The 17,495-nt window shown below is 71.0% G+C and carries 17 protein-coding genes; 9 read left to right on the forward strand and 8 right to left on the reverse strand.

The genetic code is table 11. The annotated features are described in order from the left end of the window. Nucleotides 1–29: 29 nt before the first annotated feature. Genes miaB through ACZ3OF_RS27690 form a run of 4 tightly spaced genes read right to left on the reverse strand, consistent with a single transcriptional unit; the run spans nt 30 to nt 4,468 of the window. The gene (miaB, locus tag ACZ3OF_RS27675) at nt 30–1,550 is read right to left on the reverse strand and encodes a tRNA (N6-isopentenyl adenosine(37)-C2)-methylthiotransferase MiaB (RefSeq protein ID WP_361680667.1); all 1,521 of its coding nucleotides are present in this window, start codon (nt 1,548–1,550) and stop codon (nt 30–32) included. Further along, nucleotides 1,547–2,281, reverse strand: a complete 735-nt coding sequence (locus tag ACZ3OF_RS27680) for a beta/alpha barrel domain-containing protein (protein WP_361680670.1) — start codon at nt 2,279–2,281, stop codon at nt 1,547–1,549. The genes miaB and ACZ3OF_RS27680 overlap by 4 nt, the downstream gene beginning before the upstream one ends. After that, nucleotides 2,253–3,287, reverse strand: coding sequence for a 4-hydroxythreonine-4-phosphate dehydrogenase PdxA (pdxA, locus tag ACZ3OF_RS27685; protein WP_361680673.1), 1,035 nt, complete (start codon nt 3,285–3,287; stop codon nt 2,253–2,255). Before pdxA ends, ACZ3OF_RS27680 begins: the two co-directional genes overlap by 29 nt. Continuing rightward, nucleotides 3,284–4,468 (reverse strand): four-carbon acid sugar kinase family protein, encoded by a 1,185-nt coding sequence (locus tag ACZ3OF_RS27690; protein ID WP_361680676.1) that lies wholly within the window; start codon nt 4,466–4,468, stop codon nt 3,284–3,286. Before ACZ3OF_RS27690 ends, pdxA begins: the two co-directional genes overlap by 4 nt. Before the next feature lie 117 nt (nt 4,469–4,585). Between ACZ3OF_RS27690 and ACZ3OF_RS27695 the strand changes: the two genes are divergently transcribed. Next, on the forward strand, nt 4,586–5,467 hold the full coding sequence (locus ACZ3OF_RS27695; RefSeq protein WP_467307421.1) for a LysR substrate-binding domain-containing protein: 882 nt from the start codon (nt 4,586–4,588) through the stop codon (nt 5,465–5,467). Between the two features lie 125 nt (nt 5,468–5,592). Next, the gene (locus ACZ3OF_RS27700) at nt 5,593–6,591 is read left to right on the forward strand and encodes a TAXI family TRAP transporter solute-binding subunit (protein WP_361680682.1); all 999 of its coding nucleotides are present in this window, start codon (nt 5,593–5,595) and stop codon (nt 6,589–6,591) included. A 126-nt stretch (nt 6,592–6,717) separates the two neighbouring features. Here ACZ3OF_RS27700 and ACZ3OF_RS27705 read toward each other — a convergent pair whose 3' ends face one another. Then, nucleotides 6,718–8,115, reverse strand: a complete 1,398-nt coding sequence (locus ACZ3OF_RS27705) for a sensor histidine kinase (protein WP_361680685.1) — start codon at nt 8,113–8,115, stop codon at nt 6,718–6,720. A gap of 15 nt (nt 8,116–8,130) precedes the next feature. After that, a complete protein-coding gene (locus tag ACZ3OF_RS27710; RefSeq protein ID WP_467307424.1) occupies nt 8,131–8,835 on the reverse strand; it encodes a response regulator transcription factor in 705 nt (234 codons plus the stop codon). A 264-nt stretch (nt 8,836–9,099) separates the two neighbouring features. Here ACZ3OF_RS27710 and ACZ3OF_RS27715 point away from each other — a divergent pair, with 264 nt between their 5' ends. From ACZ3OF_RS27715 to ACZ3OF_RS27745, 7 genes are all read left to right on the forward strand, one after another. Then, nucleotides 9,100–9,885, forward strand: a complete 786-nt coding sequence (locus tag ACZ3OF_RS27715; RefSeq protein ID WP_361441580.1) for an amino acid ABC transporter ATP-binding protein — start codon at nt 9,100–9,102, stop codon at nt 9,883–9,885. 63 nt (nt 9,886–9,948) lie between these two features. Next, entirely contained in the window at nt 9,949–10,866 is a 918-nt protein-coding gene (locus ACZ3OF_RS27720; protein WP_361441577.1) for a glutamate ABC transporter substrate-binding protein, read from the forward strand. 89 nt (nt 10,867–10,955) lie between these two features. Beyond that, entirely contained in the window at nt 10,956–11,603 is a 648-nt protein-coding gene (locus ACZ3OF_RS27725) for an amino acid ABC transporter permease (protein WP_361680691.1), read from the forward strand. Beyond that, nucleotides 11,600–12,574 (forward strand): amino acid ABC transporter permease, encoded by a 975-nt coding sequence (locus ACZ3OF_RS27730; RefSeq protein WP_361680694.1) that lies wholly within the window; start codon nt 11,600–11,602, stop codon nt 12,572–12,574. Before ACZ3OF_RS27725 ends, ACZ3OF_RS27730 begins: the two co-directional genes overlap by 4 nt. A gap of 163 nt (nt 12,575–12,737) precedes the next feature. Then, nucleotides 12,738–14,405, forward strand: a complete 1,668-nt coding sequence (locus ACZ3OF_RS27735; RefSeq protein ID WP_361680697.1) for an FAD-dependent monooxygenase — start codon at nt 12,738–12,740, stop codon at nt 14,403–14,405. Nucleotides 14,406–14,610: 205 nt separating this feature from the next. Further along, nucleotides 14,611–15,156 carry a cupin domain-containing protein gene (locus ACZ3OF_RS27740; RefSeq protein WP_361680700.1) on the forward strand — a complete coding sequence of 182 codons (546 nt, stop codon included), beginning with the start codon at nt 14,611–14,613 and terminating at the stop codon, nt 15,154–15,156. Further along, complete coding sequence (locus ACZ3OF_RS27745; RefSeq protein WP_361680703.1) at nt 15,153–15,572, forward strand: rhodanese-like domain-containing protein; 420 nt, start codon at nt 15,153–15,155, stop codon at nt 15,570–15,572. The genes ACZ3OF_RS27740 and ACZ3OF_RS27745 overlap by 4 nt, the downstream gene beginning before the upstream one ends. 62 nt (nt 15,573–15,634) lie before the next feature. Here ACZ3OF_RS27745 and recX read toward each other — a convergent pair whose 3' ends face one another. Further along, the gene (recX, locus tag ACZ3OF_RS27750; protein WP_361680706.1) at nt 15,635–16,201 is read right to left on the reverse strand and encodes a recombination regulator RecX; all 567 of its coding nucleotides are present in this window, start codon (nt 16,199–16,201) and stop codon (nt 15,635–15,637) included. Between the two features lie 4 nt (nt 16,202–16,205). After that, complete coding sequence (gene recA, locus ACZ3OF_RS27755; RefSeq protein ID WP_361680709.1) at nt 16,206–17,336, reverse strand: recombinase RecA; 1,131 nt, start codon at nt 17,334–17,336, stop codon at nt 16,206–16,208. Between the last annotated feature and the right edge of the window lie 159 nt (nt 17,337–17,495).

Consider the following 17,495-nt stretch of genomic DNA (forward strand, 5'->3'; position numbering starts at 1 on the left):
CCCCGCTCCGGATGTGTCGGTTGTCGGTGTCAGTGGCTTCCGCAGGCGGGGGCCGCAGCCGCGGGGAGCGGGTCCGGAACACCGATCTTCGGAAGTCCGAGCAGGACGCCCGCGGGCTTGGCGGCAGCCTCGGCGTTGCGCTTCTCCCAGGCGTCGCCCGCGCGGGTACGGCGGACGGAGGTCGTCGGGCCCTCGGCGAGGAGGTGGTGCGGGGCGGCGTAGCTGATCTCGACGGTCACCACATCGCCCGGGCGGACCTCCTGGTCCGGCTTGGTGAAGTGGACGAGCCGGTTGTCGGGGGCGCGCCCGGAGAGGCGGTGCGTGGTGCCGTCCTTGCGGCCCTCGCCCTCGGCGACCATGACCTCCAGCGTCCGGCCGACCTGCTTCTTGTTCTCCTCCCAGGAGATCTCCTCCTGGAGCGCGACGAGGCGCTCGTAGCGCGCCTGCACGACCTCCTTGGGAATCTGCCCGTCCATCTCGGCCGCGGGGGTCCCGGGCCGCTTGGAGTACTGGAAGGTGAAGGCGTTGGCGAAGCGGGCCTCACGGACCGTGTGCATCGTCTGCTCGAAGTCCTCCTCGGTCTCGCCGGGGAAGCCCACGATGATGTCGGTGGAGATGGCGGCGTGCGGGATGGCGGCGCGCACCTTCTCGATGATGCCGAGGAAACGCTCCTGCCGGTAGGAGCGGCGCATGGCCTTGAGGACCGTGTCCGAGCCGGACTGAAGCGGCATGTGGAGCTGCGGCATCACGTTCGGGGTCTCGGCCATCGCGGCGATGACGTCGTCCGTGAAGTCGCGGGGGTGCGGCGAGGTGAAGCGGACCCGCTCCAGGCCCTCGATCCCGCCGCAGGCACGCAGCAGCTTGGAGAACGCCTCGCGGTCGCCCAGGTCGGAGCCGTACGCGTTGACGTTCTGGCCGAGGAGGGTGATCTCGGAGACGCCCTCGGCCACCAGGGCCTCGATCTCGGCGAGGATGTCGCCGGGGCGGCGGTCCTCCTCCTTGCCGCGCAGCGCCGGGACGATGCAGAAGGTGCACGTGTTGTTGCAGCCGACGGAGATCGAGACCCAGGCGGCGTACGCGGACTCGCGACGGGTCGGCAGCGTGGAGGGGAAGGCCTCCAGCGACTCCGCGATCTCGATCTGGGCCTCTTCCTGGACGCGGGCGCGCTCCAGGAGGACCGGCAGCTTGCCGATGTTGTGCGTGCCGAAGACGACGTCGACCCAGGGGGCCTTCTTGACGATGGTGTCGCGGTCCTTCTGGGCCAGGCAGCCGCCCACGGCGATCTGCATGCCCGGGCGCGAGGTCTTCCTGGGGGCGAGCCGGCCCAGGTTGCCGTAGAGCTTGTTGTCGGCGTTCTCACGGACCGCGCAGGTGTTGAAGACGACGACGTCGGCGTCGCCGTCCGAGCCCTCGGGGGCGCGGACGTAGCCGGCGTCCTCCAGCAGACCGGAGAGCCGCTCGGAGTCGTGGACGTTCATCTGGCACCCATAGGTGCGTACTTCGTAGGTTCGCTGGACGTCCACTGCCTGGCTCCGGTCGCTGCTGGTCATGGAACAAGGGTATGCGGTGCCGGGGATTGCCCCGGCCCACGCTGCCATCGCGACGGTACGGGGGCGCTCCCGGCGGCTTCGAGGGCCTCCCTGAGCTGGGCGGCGAGCGTGCCCGCGTCGGGGCGCAGGGAGCCGTCGAAGGCGGCCGATCCGATGGTGAAGGCGTCGGCTCCGGCGGCCGCCAGGTCCTGTATCCGGGCCCTGGTGGCGATGCTGCCGGCCACGACCAGGCGCCCCGTGGTGGCCGCTCGGGCGGCGCGGACGAGGTCGAGGGGGTCCGCGTCGGTGGCCCGGTAGGCGAGGAGGTCGACGCCGGCGCAGCCTGCGGCCTCGGCCCGGCGGCAGTCCTCGGCGACCCGGTCGGGGCCACCCGCGAGGCGGGTGGGGTGGCCGGCCGGTTCACCGGCGAAGGGGAGGTACTCGATGCCGGTGCCGGCGAGGAGTGCCAGCGTCTCGTCGATCCAGGTGCCGCCCATGAGCCGGTCGACGCCGAGGTCGACGGCGTGCCGGACGGAGGTGAGGGCTTCGTCGCGGGTGGTGCTGACCACTTCGAGGTAGCTGGTGGCGCCCATGTCCTTGATCTGCCGGTGGAGCCGGTCGAGGGTGGCCGCTTCGACTCCGACGTCCTTGAAACCGAGGTGGCCGATGCCGAGATCCCGGACGGTGTCGAGGACGTCGAGGCAGTCCGTGACGGTCCTGTCGTCACGGGTGAGCATGAAGATGAAGTCCACGGGGGTCCTCCGGCTCGGGTGCGGGTGGCTGGGCCAGTTCGTCCGCCTGGTGCAGGGCGGTCAGCAGGCTGGTGTGGTCGGCGGTGCCCTGACCGACGAGGTCGAAGGCGGTGCCGTGGTCGACGCTGGTCCGCACGAACGGCAGGCCGATGGTGATGTTGACGCCGTGCTCCAGGCCCAGGTACTTGACCGGTATGAGCCCCTGGTCGTGGTACTGCGCGACCACCACGTCGAACTCGCCCGCACGGGCGCGCATGAAGACCGTGTCGGCGGCCCAGGGGCCGCTGGCGTCGATGCCTTCCCGCCGAGCGGCGCGCACGGCCGGTTCGATGATGTCGAGGTCCTCTCGGCCGAAGAGCCCGTTCTCACCGGCATGGGGGTTGAGGGCGGCGACGGCGATGCGGGGACGGGCGCCCTTGGCGCGGCCGGCCAGGAGCGTCCGGTGCGTGATCCGGATGATCTCCAGCTCACGGGCGGTGGTGAGGGAGTCGAGTGCCGAGCGCAGTGACCGGTGGACGGTGACCAGGACCACGCGGAGCTCGTCGTTGGCCATCATCATGGCGTAGTCCTCGGTGCCCGAGAGCTCGGCGAGGATCTCGGTGTGGCCCGGGTAGGGCAGCCCTGCCAGCCTGAGCGCCTCCTTGTTGATCGGTGCCGTGGTCAGCGCCCGGATCTCGCCTTCGAGGGCGAGCTCGATGCCTCGGCGTACGTACTGGAACGAGGCGGCTCCGGAACGGGCGTCCACCGTGCCGAGCGGTAGGTCCGCGGGGAGCGCGCCTACGGGGAGGACGTCCATCACTCCCGGACTGTGGGCCGCTTCGGCGACGGCGGAGATCGGTCGCGGGGTCAGTTCGGTACCCGTGACGCGGCAGGCCCGGGCGAGGGTGTCCGGATCGCCGATGACCACGACCGGAGGGCGGCGCCGGGGGTCGGCGTACGCCTTGACGGTGATCTCGGGACCGACGCCGCTCGGGTCGCCCATCGTGATGGCGATGGGTCGCGTCATGAGACCGGCCCGCCCTCCATGAGGAGGCGACAGAGACGGTCGAGCGTTCCGTCGTCGCCGAAGCCGCCCGCCTTGATCAGGACGGGGATGCGGGGCCGGCCGAGCAGCAGGCCCCGTGCAACCCCCGGCTCGGGCTCGTCCACCAGGTCGACACCGGCGGCCCCGAGGGCTTCGAGCGCGGTGACCGCGGTCTCGCCGCCGGTCAGTACGACTCCGTCGACGAGGCCTTCCTCCACCAAGGCGCTCACGACGGCGGCGAGATCGCCCGTCAGCGCGTCGGATGCCGTACGGCGGGCGTCGGGCGTGTGGACGGCGAGCATGGGCGCGGCCGATCGCCGCAGGACCTCGACGGCCGCGGCCGGGCCGTTGCCGGTATCGGCCGTGCCCACGTCCCCGCGCGTACGCAACCGGTCCAGCTGGCGGCGCGTGGCCGGGTGCGCGCTGCCGACCACGACCAACGGACGGCGGGAAGACGGGAGTTCGGCCGCGGGGACCGCGGGGTCACGGGTGTGGCGGGCGGCCAGTGCCGCGGCGAGGCCCGGGGAGCCCACCCAGAGGACGTCGTCCGGTCGGGGCACGGAGGAGACCAGGAGGCCGAGGTCGGCGTCGGTGGCCGCCGAGCAGACGAACACGCCTCCCGCCTCGATCAGCTCGGGCAGCTTCCCGAACTGCTCCGGTCCGAGCAGCTCCGCTTCGGGCAGCAGACGGGCCAGGTCCGAGGTGCGGACCGGGTGCACCGGGTCGTGGGCGAACTCCGTATCGTGCACGGGCACGCCCTGGACGTGCTGGATCCCGTGGACCGTCGTCCTGCCCTCGGCGGGGAACGCGGGCGCGACGACGACGGCCTGTCGGCCGGATCCGGAGTGGGCGGCGCGGATCTCGGCCGCCACATGGCCCCGGAGCGTGGAGTCGACGGTCTTGATCAGCAGGTCGGCACCCGCGAAGGCGCCCGCGGCCCGCCAGGTCAGGGCCACGGCCGTGGCCTCGTCGAGCAGGCGGCTGCCGAGGTCGACGGCGACGACCCCGTCCCGGGCCGCGACGTCCGCGCCGACTCTCGGCAGCAGGACCTGCGCCCGGTGCCCGGTCCCGCGAAACGGTGCCGCGGCGTCGCCCGCGCTCGTGAGGTCGTCCGCGAGGACCGCGACGCTCGTCACGGGATCCGCCGGGGGTAGCCGCCTCATGCCTCGTCCTCCTCAGGTCGTTCTCGTGACGCGATCGCCACTGACGTCAACCCTGACGCCGGGAAAGCCGCTGGACAAGCGATTCCTTCTCACCCCACCTGTGAGTAGATTTCACACATGCGCTGGCCGGACCTCCCCCCGCTGAACTCGCTGCTGCCCTTCGAGGCGACGGTGCGGCACGCGAGCATGACCCGGGCCGCCGAGGAGCTCCATGTGACCCACGGCGCGGTCAGCCGCCAGATCCAGAACCTGGAGAAGTCCCTGGGTGTCACGCTCTTCGAGCGTGGGACCCGCTCCCTGCGGCCGACCCCTCAGGCCCGTAGCCTCGCGGCCGCCGTCCATGACGCCCTCGACCAGGTCGACGCGGCGGCCCGAGAGGTGGCGCGGCGCGAGCTCGGAGGGCCGCTCGCGCTGTCCTGCGAACCGACGCTCCTCATGCGCTGGCTCATTCCCCGGCTGCCGGACCTCGCGAGCCAGGTGCCGGACCTCACGGTGCATCTGTCGGCGGGCGGGGGACCCGTCTCCTTCGAGCGGGACCCCGTCGACGTCGCCGTGCGCCGCGACGACTTTCCCGTACCGGCGGACGTGTGCCGCTCTCCCCTCTTTCTGGAACGGATCGGTCCGGTCTGCAGCCCCGACCTGGCGGAGCGGCTCGGGGACGGGGCCGGGGTCGCCGGAGTGACGATCCTGCACACGAGCACACGGCCCCGGGCGTGGGCCGACTGGCAGCGCATCACGCGTCGAAGCGTCGAGCCCGCCGGCGAGCAGACCTTCGAGCACTTCTATCTGGCGCTCCAGGCGGCCGTCGCCGGCGTCGGCGTGGCCATCGGTCCGTACGCCCTCGTCCATGACGACCTCGTGCGCGGCCAGCTGGTGGCGCCCTTCGGACTGGTCGAGGACGGCACGGGATACCACCTGCTCAGCCCGCGACCGCCGGAGCGGGACGCCCGGATCGCCGCGCTGCTCGCGTGGCTGCGGACCCAGGCGACCGGCCTCTGACGAGCGGAACACCGGCAGGGCACCGGCACAGCCCACCCCCACGCGCGCGTGCCCACCCGCCCTCACGGCCGGCGGCTCGGAAGCGGGCCTGGCCAGAGCGGGGAGGGAACTGGCAGGATCGCGCCATGCTCACCGCCCTCTCCCGTGCCGCCCGCCGCCGCCTGTTCCAGGTGTCGGCGGCGCTTCTGGTGGTGTGCGGGCTGCTGGTGTGGTGGCTGGTTCCTTTCGGTCCCCCGGCGCCGAGTGGCCGGGTCACCGTCAGTACGGGCGTGCCCACCGGGGTGTACCAGCGGTACGGCGAGCTGCTGCGGCAGGCCCTCGCCACCGATCTGCCGGATGTCTCGATAACGCTCAAGAACAGCGAGGGCTCCCAGCAGAACCTCGCGCGGCTGGCCTCGGGCGAGGCGGACTTCACCATCGCGACGGCCGACGCCGTGGCCCAGTACCAGCACGACCGGAAGCCCGGCTTCGACCGGCTCCGGGGCTCCGCCCGCCTCTACGACGACTACGTCCAGCTCGTCGTCCCCAAGACATCGCCCGTCCGGTCCATCGCCGATCTGCGCGGGCTGCGCGTCGGAGTCGGTCAGGAGGGATCCGGCGTCCGGCTCATCGCGGATCGGGTGCTCGCGGCGGGCGGACTCGCCCCCGGCACCGACATCAAGCCGGTGTCGGCCGGTATCGACACCATGCCGGACCTGCTGGAGCGCGGGGAGCTGGACGCGTTCTTCTGGTCGGGCGGTCTGCCCACACAGGCCGTCCAGGCGCTGTCCGAGCGCATGCCGGTGCGGCTGGTCTCGATGGACATGGCCTTGGTGGACAAGCTGCACGACGTGGGCGAGTCGACCCGTCACTACCGGTCAGCGGTCATCCCGGCGGACGCGTACAAGCAGGCGCAGGACGGTCAGCCGGTGGAGACGGTGGCCGTGGCCAACCTGCTCGTGACGACGGACACGGCCGATTCGGCGCTGGTGGAAGGTTTGACCCGTACGGTGATCAGAAGCCGGGACCGGATCGGCGGCCAGGTCCACCCCGCCCAGCTGGTGGATCTGCGCACCGCGATCTACACGGAACCGCTGTCCCTGCACGAGGGCGCACGCCGCTACTACCGCTCCGTGAAGCCGTAGCCGCAGCCGCAGCCGCAGCCGCAGCCGCAGCCGTCAGGCATACCCGTCGGCCGTAGCCCCCGAACGCCTCTGCCTCACGGCACCCCGAGCGGCTGACAGGCGCCGACGAGCACCCGCCGAGCACCCTCAACGCCCCTGCGGCCCCGTCCTCGGTACCGTGACCGTCACGCGCAGCCCGTGCGGCTCGTTCGGCGCGTAGGCGATCGAGCCGCCGCCCGCCGCGAGCAGGACCTGGGCGATCGACAGACCGAGCCCCGAGCCCTTGATGTTCTGGTGGCGGTTGCTGCGCCAGAAGCGGTCGCCGACCCGGTCGAGCTCCTCCGGCGTGAGCCCCGGCCCCGCGTCCGCCACCACGACCGTGCAGCTGTCGCCCTCGGACGCCACGGCGACCGTGACCTCCTCCCCTTCCGGGGTGAACTTCAGCGCGTTGTCGATCACCGCGTCGAGCGCGCTGGAGAGCGCCACCGGGTCCGCCCAGGCCGTCACCGCCCGCCGCTCTCCCCCGAGCCGTACACCCTTCTCCTCGGCGAGCGGACGCCACGCCGCCACCCGCTCGGCCGCGAGCGCGCCGATGTCGGTGAGCCGCAGGTCGGCGGCGGCGTGCTCGGCGAGCGCGAGGCCCAGCAGATCGTCGAGGACCTGGGCGAGCCGCTTGCCCTCGGTGCGGACGGAGGCGATCTCCTCGTTGCCCTCGGGGAGCTCCAGGGCGAGCAGTTCGATACGGAGCAGCAGCGCCGAGAGCGGGTTGCGCAGCTGGTGCGAGGCGTCGGCGACGAAGGCCCGCTGCTGCTCGAGAACGTCCTCGACGTTGTCGGCCATCTCGTTGAACGAGCGGGCCAGACGGCGCAGTTCGGGCGGTCCGCCGGCCGCGGCGACCCGGGACTTCATCCGGCCGGTGGCGATGTCGTGGGTGACCGCGTCCAGGACGCGGACCGGCCGCAGCACCCAGCCGGTGAGCCGGAAGGCGGCGCCGACGGCGAGCAGCATCGCGGCCGACTCCCCGGCCGCGATGATCAGCCAGCCGCTCAGGATGCGGGAACGCAGCTGTCCGGTGGGCGAGTCGGTCACCACGACGGCGACGACGTCACCGTCCCGTACGACCGGAGAGGCGATAGTGAGACGGGCGTGCGGCTGCCACGGCCACACCTGCGGCGGGTCGTGGCTGCGGCGTCCGAGCAGCGCCTCGTTGAAGGCGCGGCGGCCCTCGCCCTCGTACGGGACGACCCAGTCCTGGGGCGCGGCAGCCATGGCCCGGTTGTCGCGGTAGAAGATGCCGGTCCTGATGCCGTACACGTCGTGGTAGCTGGCGAGTTCACCCCTGAGGGTGGTGCGGCGCTCGTCCACCGTGGGTTCGGACTCGCTGACGAACTGGGCGAGCGCGGCGAACCGCGCCGCGTCGTCGAGACGGTCGACGACCACGCGCTGCTGCTCGGCCGCGGCGAGGCTCGCGGCGAGCGGGAAGCCGAGGGCGAGCAGCACCCCGGCCATCAGGACGAGGAGAAGCGGGAGGAGACGTGTGCGCACGCGGGGCCCGGGCTGCTACGCGGCCGGGGGGACCAGGCGGTAGCCCACGCCGCGCACGGTCTCGATGAGGGCGGGCATGGCCAGCTTGGAGCGCAGCGAGGCGACATGCACCTCGAGCGTGCGGCCGGTCCCCTCCCAGTTGGTGCGCCAGACCTCGCTGATGATCTGCTCACGCCGGAACACCACACCGGGGCGCTGCGCGAGCAGGGCCAGCAGGTCGAACTCCTTGCGGGTGAGCTGGACCGGCGTGCCGTCCACGCTGACGCGGCGGGTGGGCAGCTCGATGACGACGGAGCCGAGCCGCAGCGCCGCGTCGTCGCCTGCCGTGCCGGCCTCGTCGCCGCCCGCGTTGCGCCGGCTGACGGCGTGGATCCGGGCGAGCAGTTCCCCGGTGTCGTACGGCTTGACCACGTAGTCGTCGGCCCCGAGGTTGAGGCCGTGTATCCGGGACCGTACGTCGGCGCGCGCGGTCACCATGATCACGGGGGTCGCGGTGAGCTTACGGATCCGGCCGCAGACCTGGTAGCCGTCCTGGTCGGGCAGACCGAGGTCGAGCAGGATCACCCCGTACGAGGGGCGCTCGCCGTGCGCGGCGGGCAGCACCGCCTGGAGCGCCTCCTCGCCGTTCCGGGCGTGCGTGACCGCGAACCCGTGCTTCGCCAGTACGGCGGACAGGGCCGCAGCGACATGATCGTCGTCTTCGACGAGCAGGAGTCTCATGGCCCCCCTCCGGTGGCTTCGTGATCGCGTGATGGCTATCGGTGTACCAGGGCATGAACGCCGATGGTCGGTGTCACAGTCAAGTCTCCCCCTGTGACGAGGGGGTTTCTGTTATGCACCCGGTACGCCGTCGCACGCCCCGTTCACGCAGTGTGTCCGGTTGAGGCCGTATCGTTATCCTCAATTTCCGCTCAGATGTAATGACGCTCGTCGCACCGCGTGCCTAGTGTCCTCCCCAACCGAGGAGGACGGAGCAAAAAGCCGATGAGCGGAGTGTCAGTGACCAAGGGCTCGGAAGACGCCGTTGCGGCGGCGGGCGACCTGGTCGTGCTGTCCAACGTGAACAAGCACTTCGGCGCGTTGCATGTGCTCCAGGACATCGACCTGACGATCGCCCGGGGCGAAGTCGTGGTCGTCATCGGGCCTTCGGGTTCCGGTAAGTCCACACTGTGCCGCACCATCAACCGCCTGGAGACGATCGACTCCGGCACCATCACGATCGACAGCCGGCCGCTGCCCCAGGAGGGCAAGGAGCTGGCCCGGCTGCGCGCCGACGTCGGCATGGTGTTCCAGTCCTTCAATCTCTTCGCGCACAAGACCGTGCTCGAGAACGTGATGCTGGGCCAGATCAAGGTTCGCAAGAGCACGAAGGGCGCCGCCGAGGCCAAGGCCCGCGCCCTGCTGGACCGCGTGGGTGTCGGCACCCAGGCGGACAAGTACCCGGCTCAGCTCTCCGGGGGTCAGCAGCAACGTGTCGCGATCGCGCGGGCGTTGGCGATGGACCCCAAGGTCATGCTGTTCGACGAGCCGACGTCGGCCCTCGACCCCGAGATGATCAACGAGGTTCTCGAGGTCATGCAGCAGCTGGCGCGTGACGGCATGACGATGGTCGTCGTCACCCATGAGATGGGTTTCGCGCGTTCCGCCGCCAACCGCGTGGTGTTCATGGCGGACGGCAAGATCGTCGAACAGGCCACGCCCGACCAGTTCTTCAGCAACCCGCGAAGCGACCGGGCGAAGGACTTCCTCTCGAAAATCCTGCACCACTGACGACGGTCAGCCCTCATGATTCACCCTGCCGACCAACAACCCACGAACCAAGGGATGTTCACCATGAAGCTCCGCAAGTCCGCGGCCGTGGCCGTCGCCGTTCTGGCTCTCACCGCGACCGCCTGTGGTGGCAAGGAGGGCTCCGCCGGCGACAAGCCCGCCGTGAAGCCCGGCGACTCGAGCGCCCCCCAGCTCCCCAAGTACATCGTCGCCACCGATGTGAAGCTGGAGTCGCCCACCTTCAAGGAGGCGCAGAAGCGCGGCAAGCTGATCATCGGCTCCAAGGCCGACCAGCCGTACCTCGGCTTCGAGGACCAGGCCACCAAGGAGCGGTCCGGCTTCGACATCGAGATCGCGAAGATGATCGCGGCCGACCTCGGCTTCACCGAGGACAAGATCGAGTGGAAGACCGTCGACTCCAAGCTCCGTGAGACGGCGATCTCGACGGGCCAGGTCGACTACTACGTCGGCACGTACACGATCAACGACAAGCGCAAGGCGCAGGTCGGCTTCGCGGGTCCGTACTACAAGGCCGGCGCCGACCTCCTGGTCCGCAAGGACGAGACCGCGATCACCGGTCCGGAGACCCTCAAGGGCAAGAAGGTCTGCTCCATCACGGGCTCGACCCCGCTGCAGGAGATCAAGAAGCCCCAGTACGGCGCCCAGACCACCGAGCTGGCGAAGTACTCGGACTGCGTGCAGCAGCTGCTCACCAAGCAGGTCGACGCGGTCACCACCGACGACGCGATCCTCAAGGGCTACGCCGCCGCCAACGCCGGCAAGCTCAAGGTCGTCGGCAAGCCCTTCACCGAGGAGCCCTACGGCGTCGGCATGAACAAGGACGACAAGGTCCTGCGCGACAAGATCAGCGACATCCTCGACGCGCACATCAAGGACGGCACGTACAAGAAGATCTACGAGGCGACCCTGGGTCTCTCGGGCTCCGCGTACGTCGAGCCGCCGGCGCTCGTCCGCTACTGATCCTTCGCCCGAAGTCGAGCGCCCCGTACGGGAGTACGGGGCGCCCCTCCTCCTGCCCGTAAGCCGCTGACAGCCGACGCGGAGACCTCATGAACGTACTGCTCGACCATTTCCCGGAGTTCCGCGACGGCTTCATAGGAACCGTGTCGATCACCGCCGTCAGCTCGGTCATCGCGCTGGTCCTCGGCGTCGTCGTCGCCGGCTTCCGGGTCTCGCCCGTCCCGCCGCTGCGCTTCTTCGGGACCGCCTGGGTCACGCTTCTGCGCAACACCCCGCTGACGCTGCTCTTCCTCGTCTCGTTCTTCGTCATCCCCGAGATCCTGTTCCCGGGCATGAGCCCCTTCGTGCTCGGCTCGCTGGCGCTCGGGTTCTACACCTCCGCGTTCATCTGCGAGGCCGTCCGCTCCGGCATCAGCACGGTGCCGATCGGTCAGGCGGAGGCCGCCCGCTCGCTGGGCATGACCTTCTCGCAGACGCTCCGGATGATCGTGCTGCCGCAGGCCACCCGGACCGTGCTGCCGCCGCTGAGCTCGATCTTCATCGCGCTCACCAAGAACTCGGCCATCGCGGGCGCCTTCAGCGTCACCGAGCTCTTCGGCTGGCAGACGCTGATGAGCGAGCAGGGCTACGCCATCGGCCCCATCTTCGCCTGGGTGGCCGCCGCGTACCTGGTCGTCACCTTCACCATCAGCGGGATCTTCCGTCTCCTTGAGCGCCGCATGGAGGTCGCCCGATGAGTGCCAGCGTTCTCTACGACTCCCCGGGCCCCAAGGCGCGTGTCCGCAACCGGATCTTCGCCGTCGTGGGCACCGTCGCCATCGTCGCGCTGCTCGCCGTGAGCGTGCTCCGGCTGGCCGACAAGGGTCATCTCGACCCCGCGATGTGGGACATCTTCAACTACGCGGGCATCCGGCAGAACATCGCCGACGCCCTCCTCGCCACCCTCAAGGCCTTCGGCCTCGCGGCGGTCGGCTCGCTCGTGCTCGGTGTCCTGCTCGCCGTCGCCCGGCTCTCCGACCACGCGCCGATCCGCGTCGTGGCCACCGGCTTCATCGAGCTGTTCCGGTCGATCCCGCTGCTGATCACGATCTACGCCGTCTGGGTCGCCTTCCTCACCGACTACTCGATGTGGGCCCTGGCCATCGGCCTGTCGATCTACAACGGCTGTGTCCAGGCCGAGGTCCTGCGCGCCGGCGTGAACTCCGTGCCGAAGGGGCAGCGCGAGGCCGCGTACGCCCTGGGCATGAGCAAGACGCAGGTCATGACGACCGTCCTGATGCCGCAGGCCGTCCGGGCCATGCTGCCGACGATCATCAGCCAGCTGGTGGTCACGCTGAAGGACACCTCGCTCGGCTTCGTCATCCTCTACCCCGAGCTGCTCTACTCGGCCCGGCTGATCGCCTCCAACACGCAGGTCAACGGCCAGTACCCGTACGTCTCCACCATCGTGGTCTTCGGCGCCATCTACATCGCGCTCTGCCTGGCGCTCTCCGCGCTCGCCACATGGATCGAGAAGCGGGGCCGCCGGGCGAAGACCGGGATCGCCGTCTCCGAAGCCGGCGTTACGGGGGTCGCCCAGGGCAACGAGGCCGTGCTGATCCCGCCGACCCGCACCGAGGCCCCGGGAGGCTTCGACGGTGTGGCGCCCGGCGGAGACGGGTCGCACCGCGGCGACGGGGCCGACGGGCCCGGTATCACGAAGAACTGACAGTATGTGACATCATCCGGGGGCAGTGGCGGTCGCGCCGCTGCCCCCGTCGCTTGACGCAAGCACCCGCAATGGGTTGCATACGTTCTGTGATCACGCACCGGGCTCGCGCCACACTTCGCTGTGCTACCCGCATGACCGAACGGCCTTCAGGAGCCGCGCCGTGGACCCGGTGATCATCGTCGGCGCGGGGCCCGTGGGCCTCGCGCTCTCCCTTGCCCTGGCCTCGCAGGGTGTGCCCACCGTCGTGCTCGACGAGGGCCCCGGCAAGGAGGAACCGCGGCCCGCACGAACCGTCGTGCTGCGGGCCGACATGGCCGCGATGGTGGAGCGGCTGGGCTGCGCCACTCTGCGTGACGAGGGGGTCCGCTGGGTCGGGTGGCGCTCTCTGCGCCGCAAGCAACAGATGAGGCACATCGAGCTGAGTCTCGGCCTCGGCGGTACGGAGAGTGACGACGAGGGCCCGGCGGCTCCGCTCCACATCCCCCAGCACGCCCTCGCCCGGGGACTGCGCGACGCGATCGCCGGGCAGGAGCTGATCCAGCTCGTCGGCGACGCCCGCCTCGACACGATCGAGCAGGACGCGAGCGGTGTCACGGCGCACACCCGTGGTTCCGGCACCGGGGCCAACGGGACGTGGTGGCGCGGCAGCCATCTGGTCGGCTGCGACGGCGCCCGCTCCACGGTGCGCAAACTGCTCTCGATCCGCTTCCCCGGCCGTACGGCGGTGGAGCGGCACGCGGTGGCGGCGCTGCGCGTGGAACTCCCCTGGCCGGGCGAGGCCCTGCTGCACCGTCAGCCGCCATGGCGAGGAGGCGGCGAAGAGGTCACGGCCCGCCCGTTGCCGGACGGGGTCTGGCGGATCGACTGGCTGCTGCCGCCGCGCGGCGATCTCGTCACCCCGGATGCGCTCGTCTCCAAGATCCGCGAGACCCTGGCCGGCTGGTGCGGCGGCGAGACACCCCCGTACGAGTTGATCGACACCGGTGTCCACACGCTGCACCACCGGCTCGCGCGGCGCTGGCGCGTGGACCGGGTCTTCCTGGCGGGCGACGCGGCCCATCTCCTCGGCGCGGTCGGGACGCAGGGCCTCGACGAGGGGCTGCGGGACGCCGACAACCTGGCGTGGAAGCTCGCCTACGCCTGGCACCACGGCGCCTCGGACACGCTCCTCGACAGCTACCAGAGCGAGCGGCGGGCCGCCGTCGCCTCCCGACTGCGGGCCGCCGACCAGTCGCTGCCGGTGCTGCGCGGGGGTGGCGGGCTGCGGACGTATCTGCCCGGTGGCTCACGTGGTCACGACACCCTGCTGACGGATGGCCATCTGGGGCGCGGCCCACTGGGCGCGCCCCCCGCGTACCCGCACTCCCCCCTCGCACCCCAGGACGCCGGGGCGTCACGGAACGCGGTGGGCACGGGGGCCGGCGCGCCGGTCGAGGACGTCCGCGTGACGGCGCCGGACGGCACGACGGTACGGCTCCGGGACCGGCTCGGCCGGGGGCGGCTCCTGGTGGTGCTCGTCGCGCCCGGCACGGGTGTGTGGGACCGGCGGCACTGGATGAGCGCGGGCGTGATGCCACGGCTCGTGGAGGCGGTCCGGGCCCTGCCGGTGAAGGCGGAGCTGCTGGTCACGGAGGCGTATCCGGGGGCCGTGGCCCACACGGTCCTGCTCGTACGTCCGGACGGGCATCTGGTCGCCTCGTTCCCCGGGGTCCGGCCCGACGAGCTGTACGCGGCGGCGGACGCGACCCGGGGAGGGAAGGCGGAGACCGCGGCGAGCGGGGTCGCTTCTGGGGTGGCGAAGAGCGACCGTACCGCGGACATCGATTGACCCTCGCGGGCGCGCATGGTGTACTCCGGAGCGTGACCGACACCGATGTGCGCCTGTGGCGGAGGGTCCATATGGATCTCCTCCGTTTCGCGGGCTGCGTGTGTCGCCCGTCCTGCTGAATTCGCCCTCCTTCGCGTGAACTCCGCCGCCGACCAGGTCGGTGCGCCGTCTCGCGCTTCTCCCGCGAACCTCAGGACGGTCCTCCGTGCCCCAGCATGTCCCCGCGCCATCCGGCGTGTCCGCCTCCGCGTCCACCGCCGCGCCCACCGCCGCCGACCTTCTGGACTTCGTCCGTCGGACGGCAGCGGACACCGAACTGATCGACTCGTTGCCGCTCGACCCCGAGGGCCGGACCTGGGTACGGCTGGAGGGCCCCGGCGGCAGCGAGGCCTGGCTCATCGGCTGGCCGCCCGGCACGGGCACGGGGTGGCACGACCACGCCGAGTCCCAGGGCGCGTTCACCACGGCGCGCGGCACCCTGACGGAGAACTCCCTCACGGTCCGGCTTCCTTCGGGTGGCTGGAAGACCCTGGAACTGGCCGACGGCGTCGACCGTGAGCGGCGGCTGCCGGCGGGCAAGGGGCGTGCGTTCGGGCAGCACCATGTGCACGAGGTGCTCAACGGGTCCGGCGACACGCACGCGGTGTCGGTCCACGCGTACTATCCGCCGCTCCCACTGATCCGGCGCTTCAGCCGGTCGGGCGCGGTGCTCCGTCTTGAGCAGGTCGAGCGTCCGGAGGACTGGCAGTGAGCGCGTACGAGGCGGCCGAACGGGTGGGAATCGACGAGCTTCTCGAGCGGGTCAGGTCCGGCCTGGACCGGATCGAGCCGCGCGCGGCCCATGAGGCGTACGAGGCGGGTGACGCGCTTCTGGTCGACACCCGGTACGCGGCGCTGCGGGAGCGGGACGGGCTGATTCCCGGCGCGTTGATCGTGGAGCGCAACGAGCTGGAGTGGCGGCTCGACCCGTGGGGCAGCCACCGCGCGCCGGAGGCGGTCGGCCATGACCTGCGGGTGGTGGTGTTCTGCAACGAGGGGTACGCGTCCTCGCTGGCGGCGGCCTCGCTGCGGCAGCTGGGGCTGCACCGGGCTACGGACGTGATCGGCGGCTTCCAGGCGTGGAAGGCGGCGGGCCTCCCGGTCGTCCCGCCGGGCACGACGACCTAGCGGTACGGCGCGGGGCGAGGACAGCGGCGCGCGCCGCACCCCGCCTCCATCCGCTGCCCCGGCTAGAAGGGTTCCTCCAGGCCGTCGGTGTCCTCGCCCTCGGTCTCAAGGGCTTGGCGGACGACCCGTAGCGCCATGCCCTCCGGATAGCCCTTGCGGGCGAGCATCCCAGCGAGCCGTCGCAGCCGGCGGTCCCTGTCGAGGCCGCGGGTGGCGCGGAGCTTGCGATCGACGAGCTCGCGCGCGGTGATCTCCTCCTGCTCGGAGTCCAGTTGCCCCACCGCCTCCTGGATGAGCGAGGCGTCGACGCCCTTGGTGCGCAGTTCGCGGGCGAGGGCGCGGCGGGCGAGTCCGCGCCCGTGATGCCGGGACTCCACCCACGCGTCGGCGAAGGCGGCGTCGTCGATCAGCCCGACGTCCTCGAAGCGCGAGAGGACCTCTTCGGCGATGTCGTCGGGGATCTCGCGCTTGCGGAGGGCGTCGGCGAGCTGCTTACGCGTGCGGGGGGTCCCGGTGAGCAGGCGCAGGCAGATCGCCCGCGCCCGCTCAGCCGGATCCTGGGGCGACAGCTCCTTCTCGGCCCTCGACGAGTCGGCGCTGTCGCCCGGCCATTCGGTGCGACCGGTCACTGGCTCAGCTCTTGGCCGCCGGGGCCTTGGTCGCCTTGGTGGCCTTGGCCGCCGGGGCGGACTTGGCCGTGTCGTCCGCGGCGGCCGGCTCCGTGGTGCCCGCGGCGTCCGTGCCCGCCTCGGCCGTCGCGGCTCCCGGCCGGACGCCGACGCCCAGCTTCTCCTTGATCTTCCGCTCGATCTCGTTGGCGAGATCGGGGTTGTCCTTCAGGAAGTTGCGGGCGTTCTCCTTGCCCTGGCCGAGCTGGTCGCCCTCGTACGTGTACCAGGCGCCGGCCTTGCGGACGAAGCCGTGCTCCACGCCCATGTCGATCAGACCGCCCTCGCGGCTGATGCCCTGGCCGTAGAGGATGTCGAACTCGGCCTGCTTGAAGGGCGGCGCGACCTTGTTCTTGACGACCTTGACGCGGGTGCGGTTGCCGACCGCGTCCGTGCCGTCCTTGAGGGTCTCGATACGGCGGATGTCGAGGCGCACCGAGGCGTAGAACTTCAGGGCACGGCCACCGGTCGTGGTCTCCGGCGAGCCGAACATCACGCCGATCTTCTCGCGGAGCTGGTTGATGAAGATCGCGGTGGTCTTGGACTGGTTCAGCGCGCTGGTGATCTTCCGGAGCGCCTGGCTCATCAGGCGGGCCTGGAGACCCACGTGCGAGTCGCCCATCTCGCCCTCGATCTCCGCGCGCGGGACGAGCGCCGCGACGGAGTCGATGACGATGAGGTCGAGGGCGCCGGAGCGGACCAGCATGTCGACGATCTCGAGGGCCTGCTCGCCGTTGTCCGGCTGGGACAGGATGAGGTTGTCGATGTCGACACCGAGCTTCTTCGCGTACTCGGGGTCGAGGGCGTGCTCGGCGTCGACGAAGGCGACCTGACCGCCGGCCTTCTGGGCGTTCGCCACGGCGTGCAGCGTCAGGGTCGTCTTACCGGAGGACTCCGGACCGTAGATCTCCACGACACGGCCGCGGGGCAGTCCGCCGACGCCGAGCGCGACGTCGAGGGCGGTCGAGCCGGTGGAGATCACCTCGATCGGCTCCTGGGTGCGGTCGCCCATGCGCATCACGGCACCCTTGCCGAATTGCCGTTCAATCTGCGCGAGCGCGGCTTCGAGTGCCTTCTCGCGGTCGGTACCTGCCATGGGTTCCACCCGGTTTGCTTGAGTCGATCGCTTCATGTGAAAGACGCTAACCCCTGCCACTGACAATGGGCCCCGGCGTCCCTCCGACCTGTGGATAACTCGCCCACAACCCCGCGATTCCAAGGGCCGGAACCCCATAAGAATGGATGTTCGATTTTA

The sequence above is a fragment of the Streptomyces sp. NPDC022552 genome, from assembly GCF_055561875.1.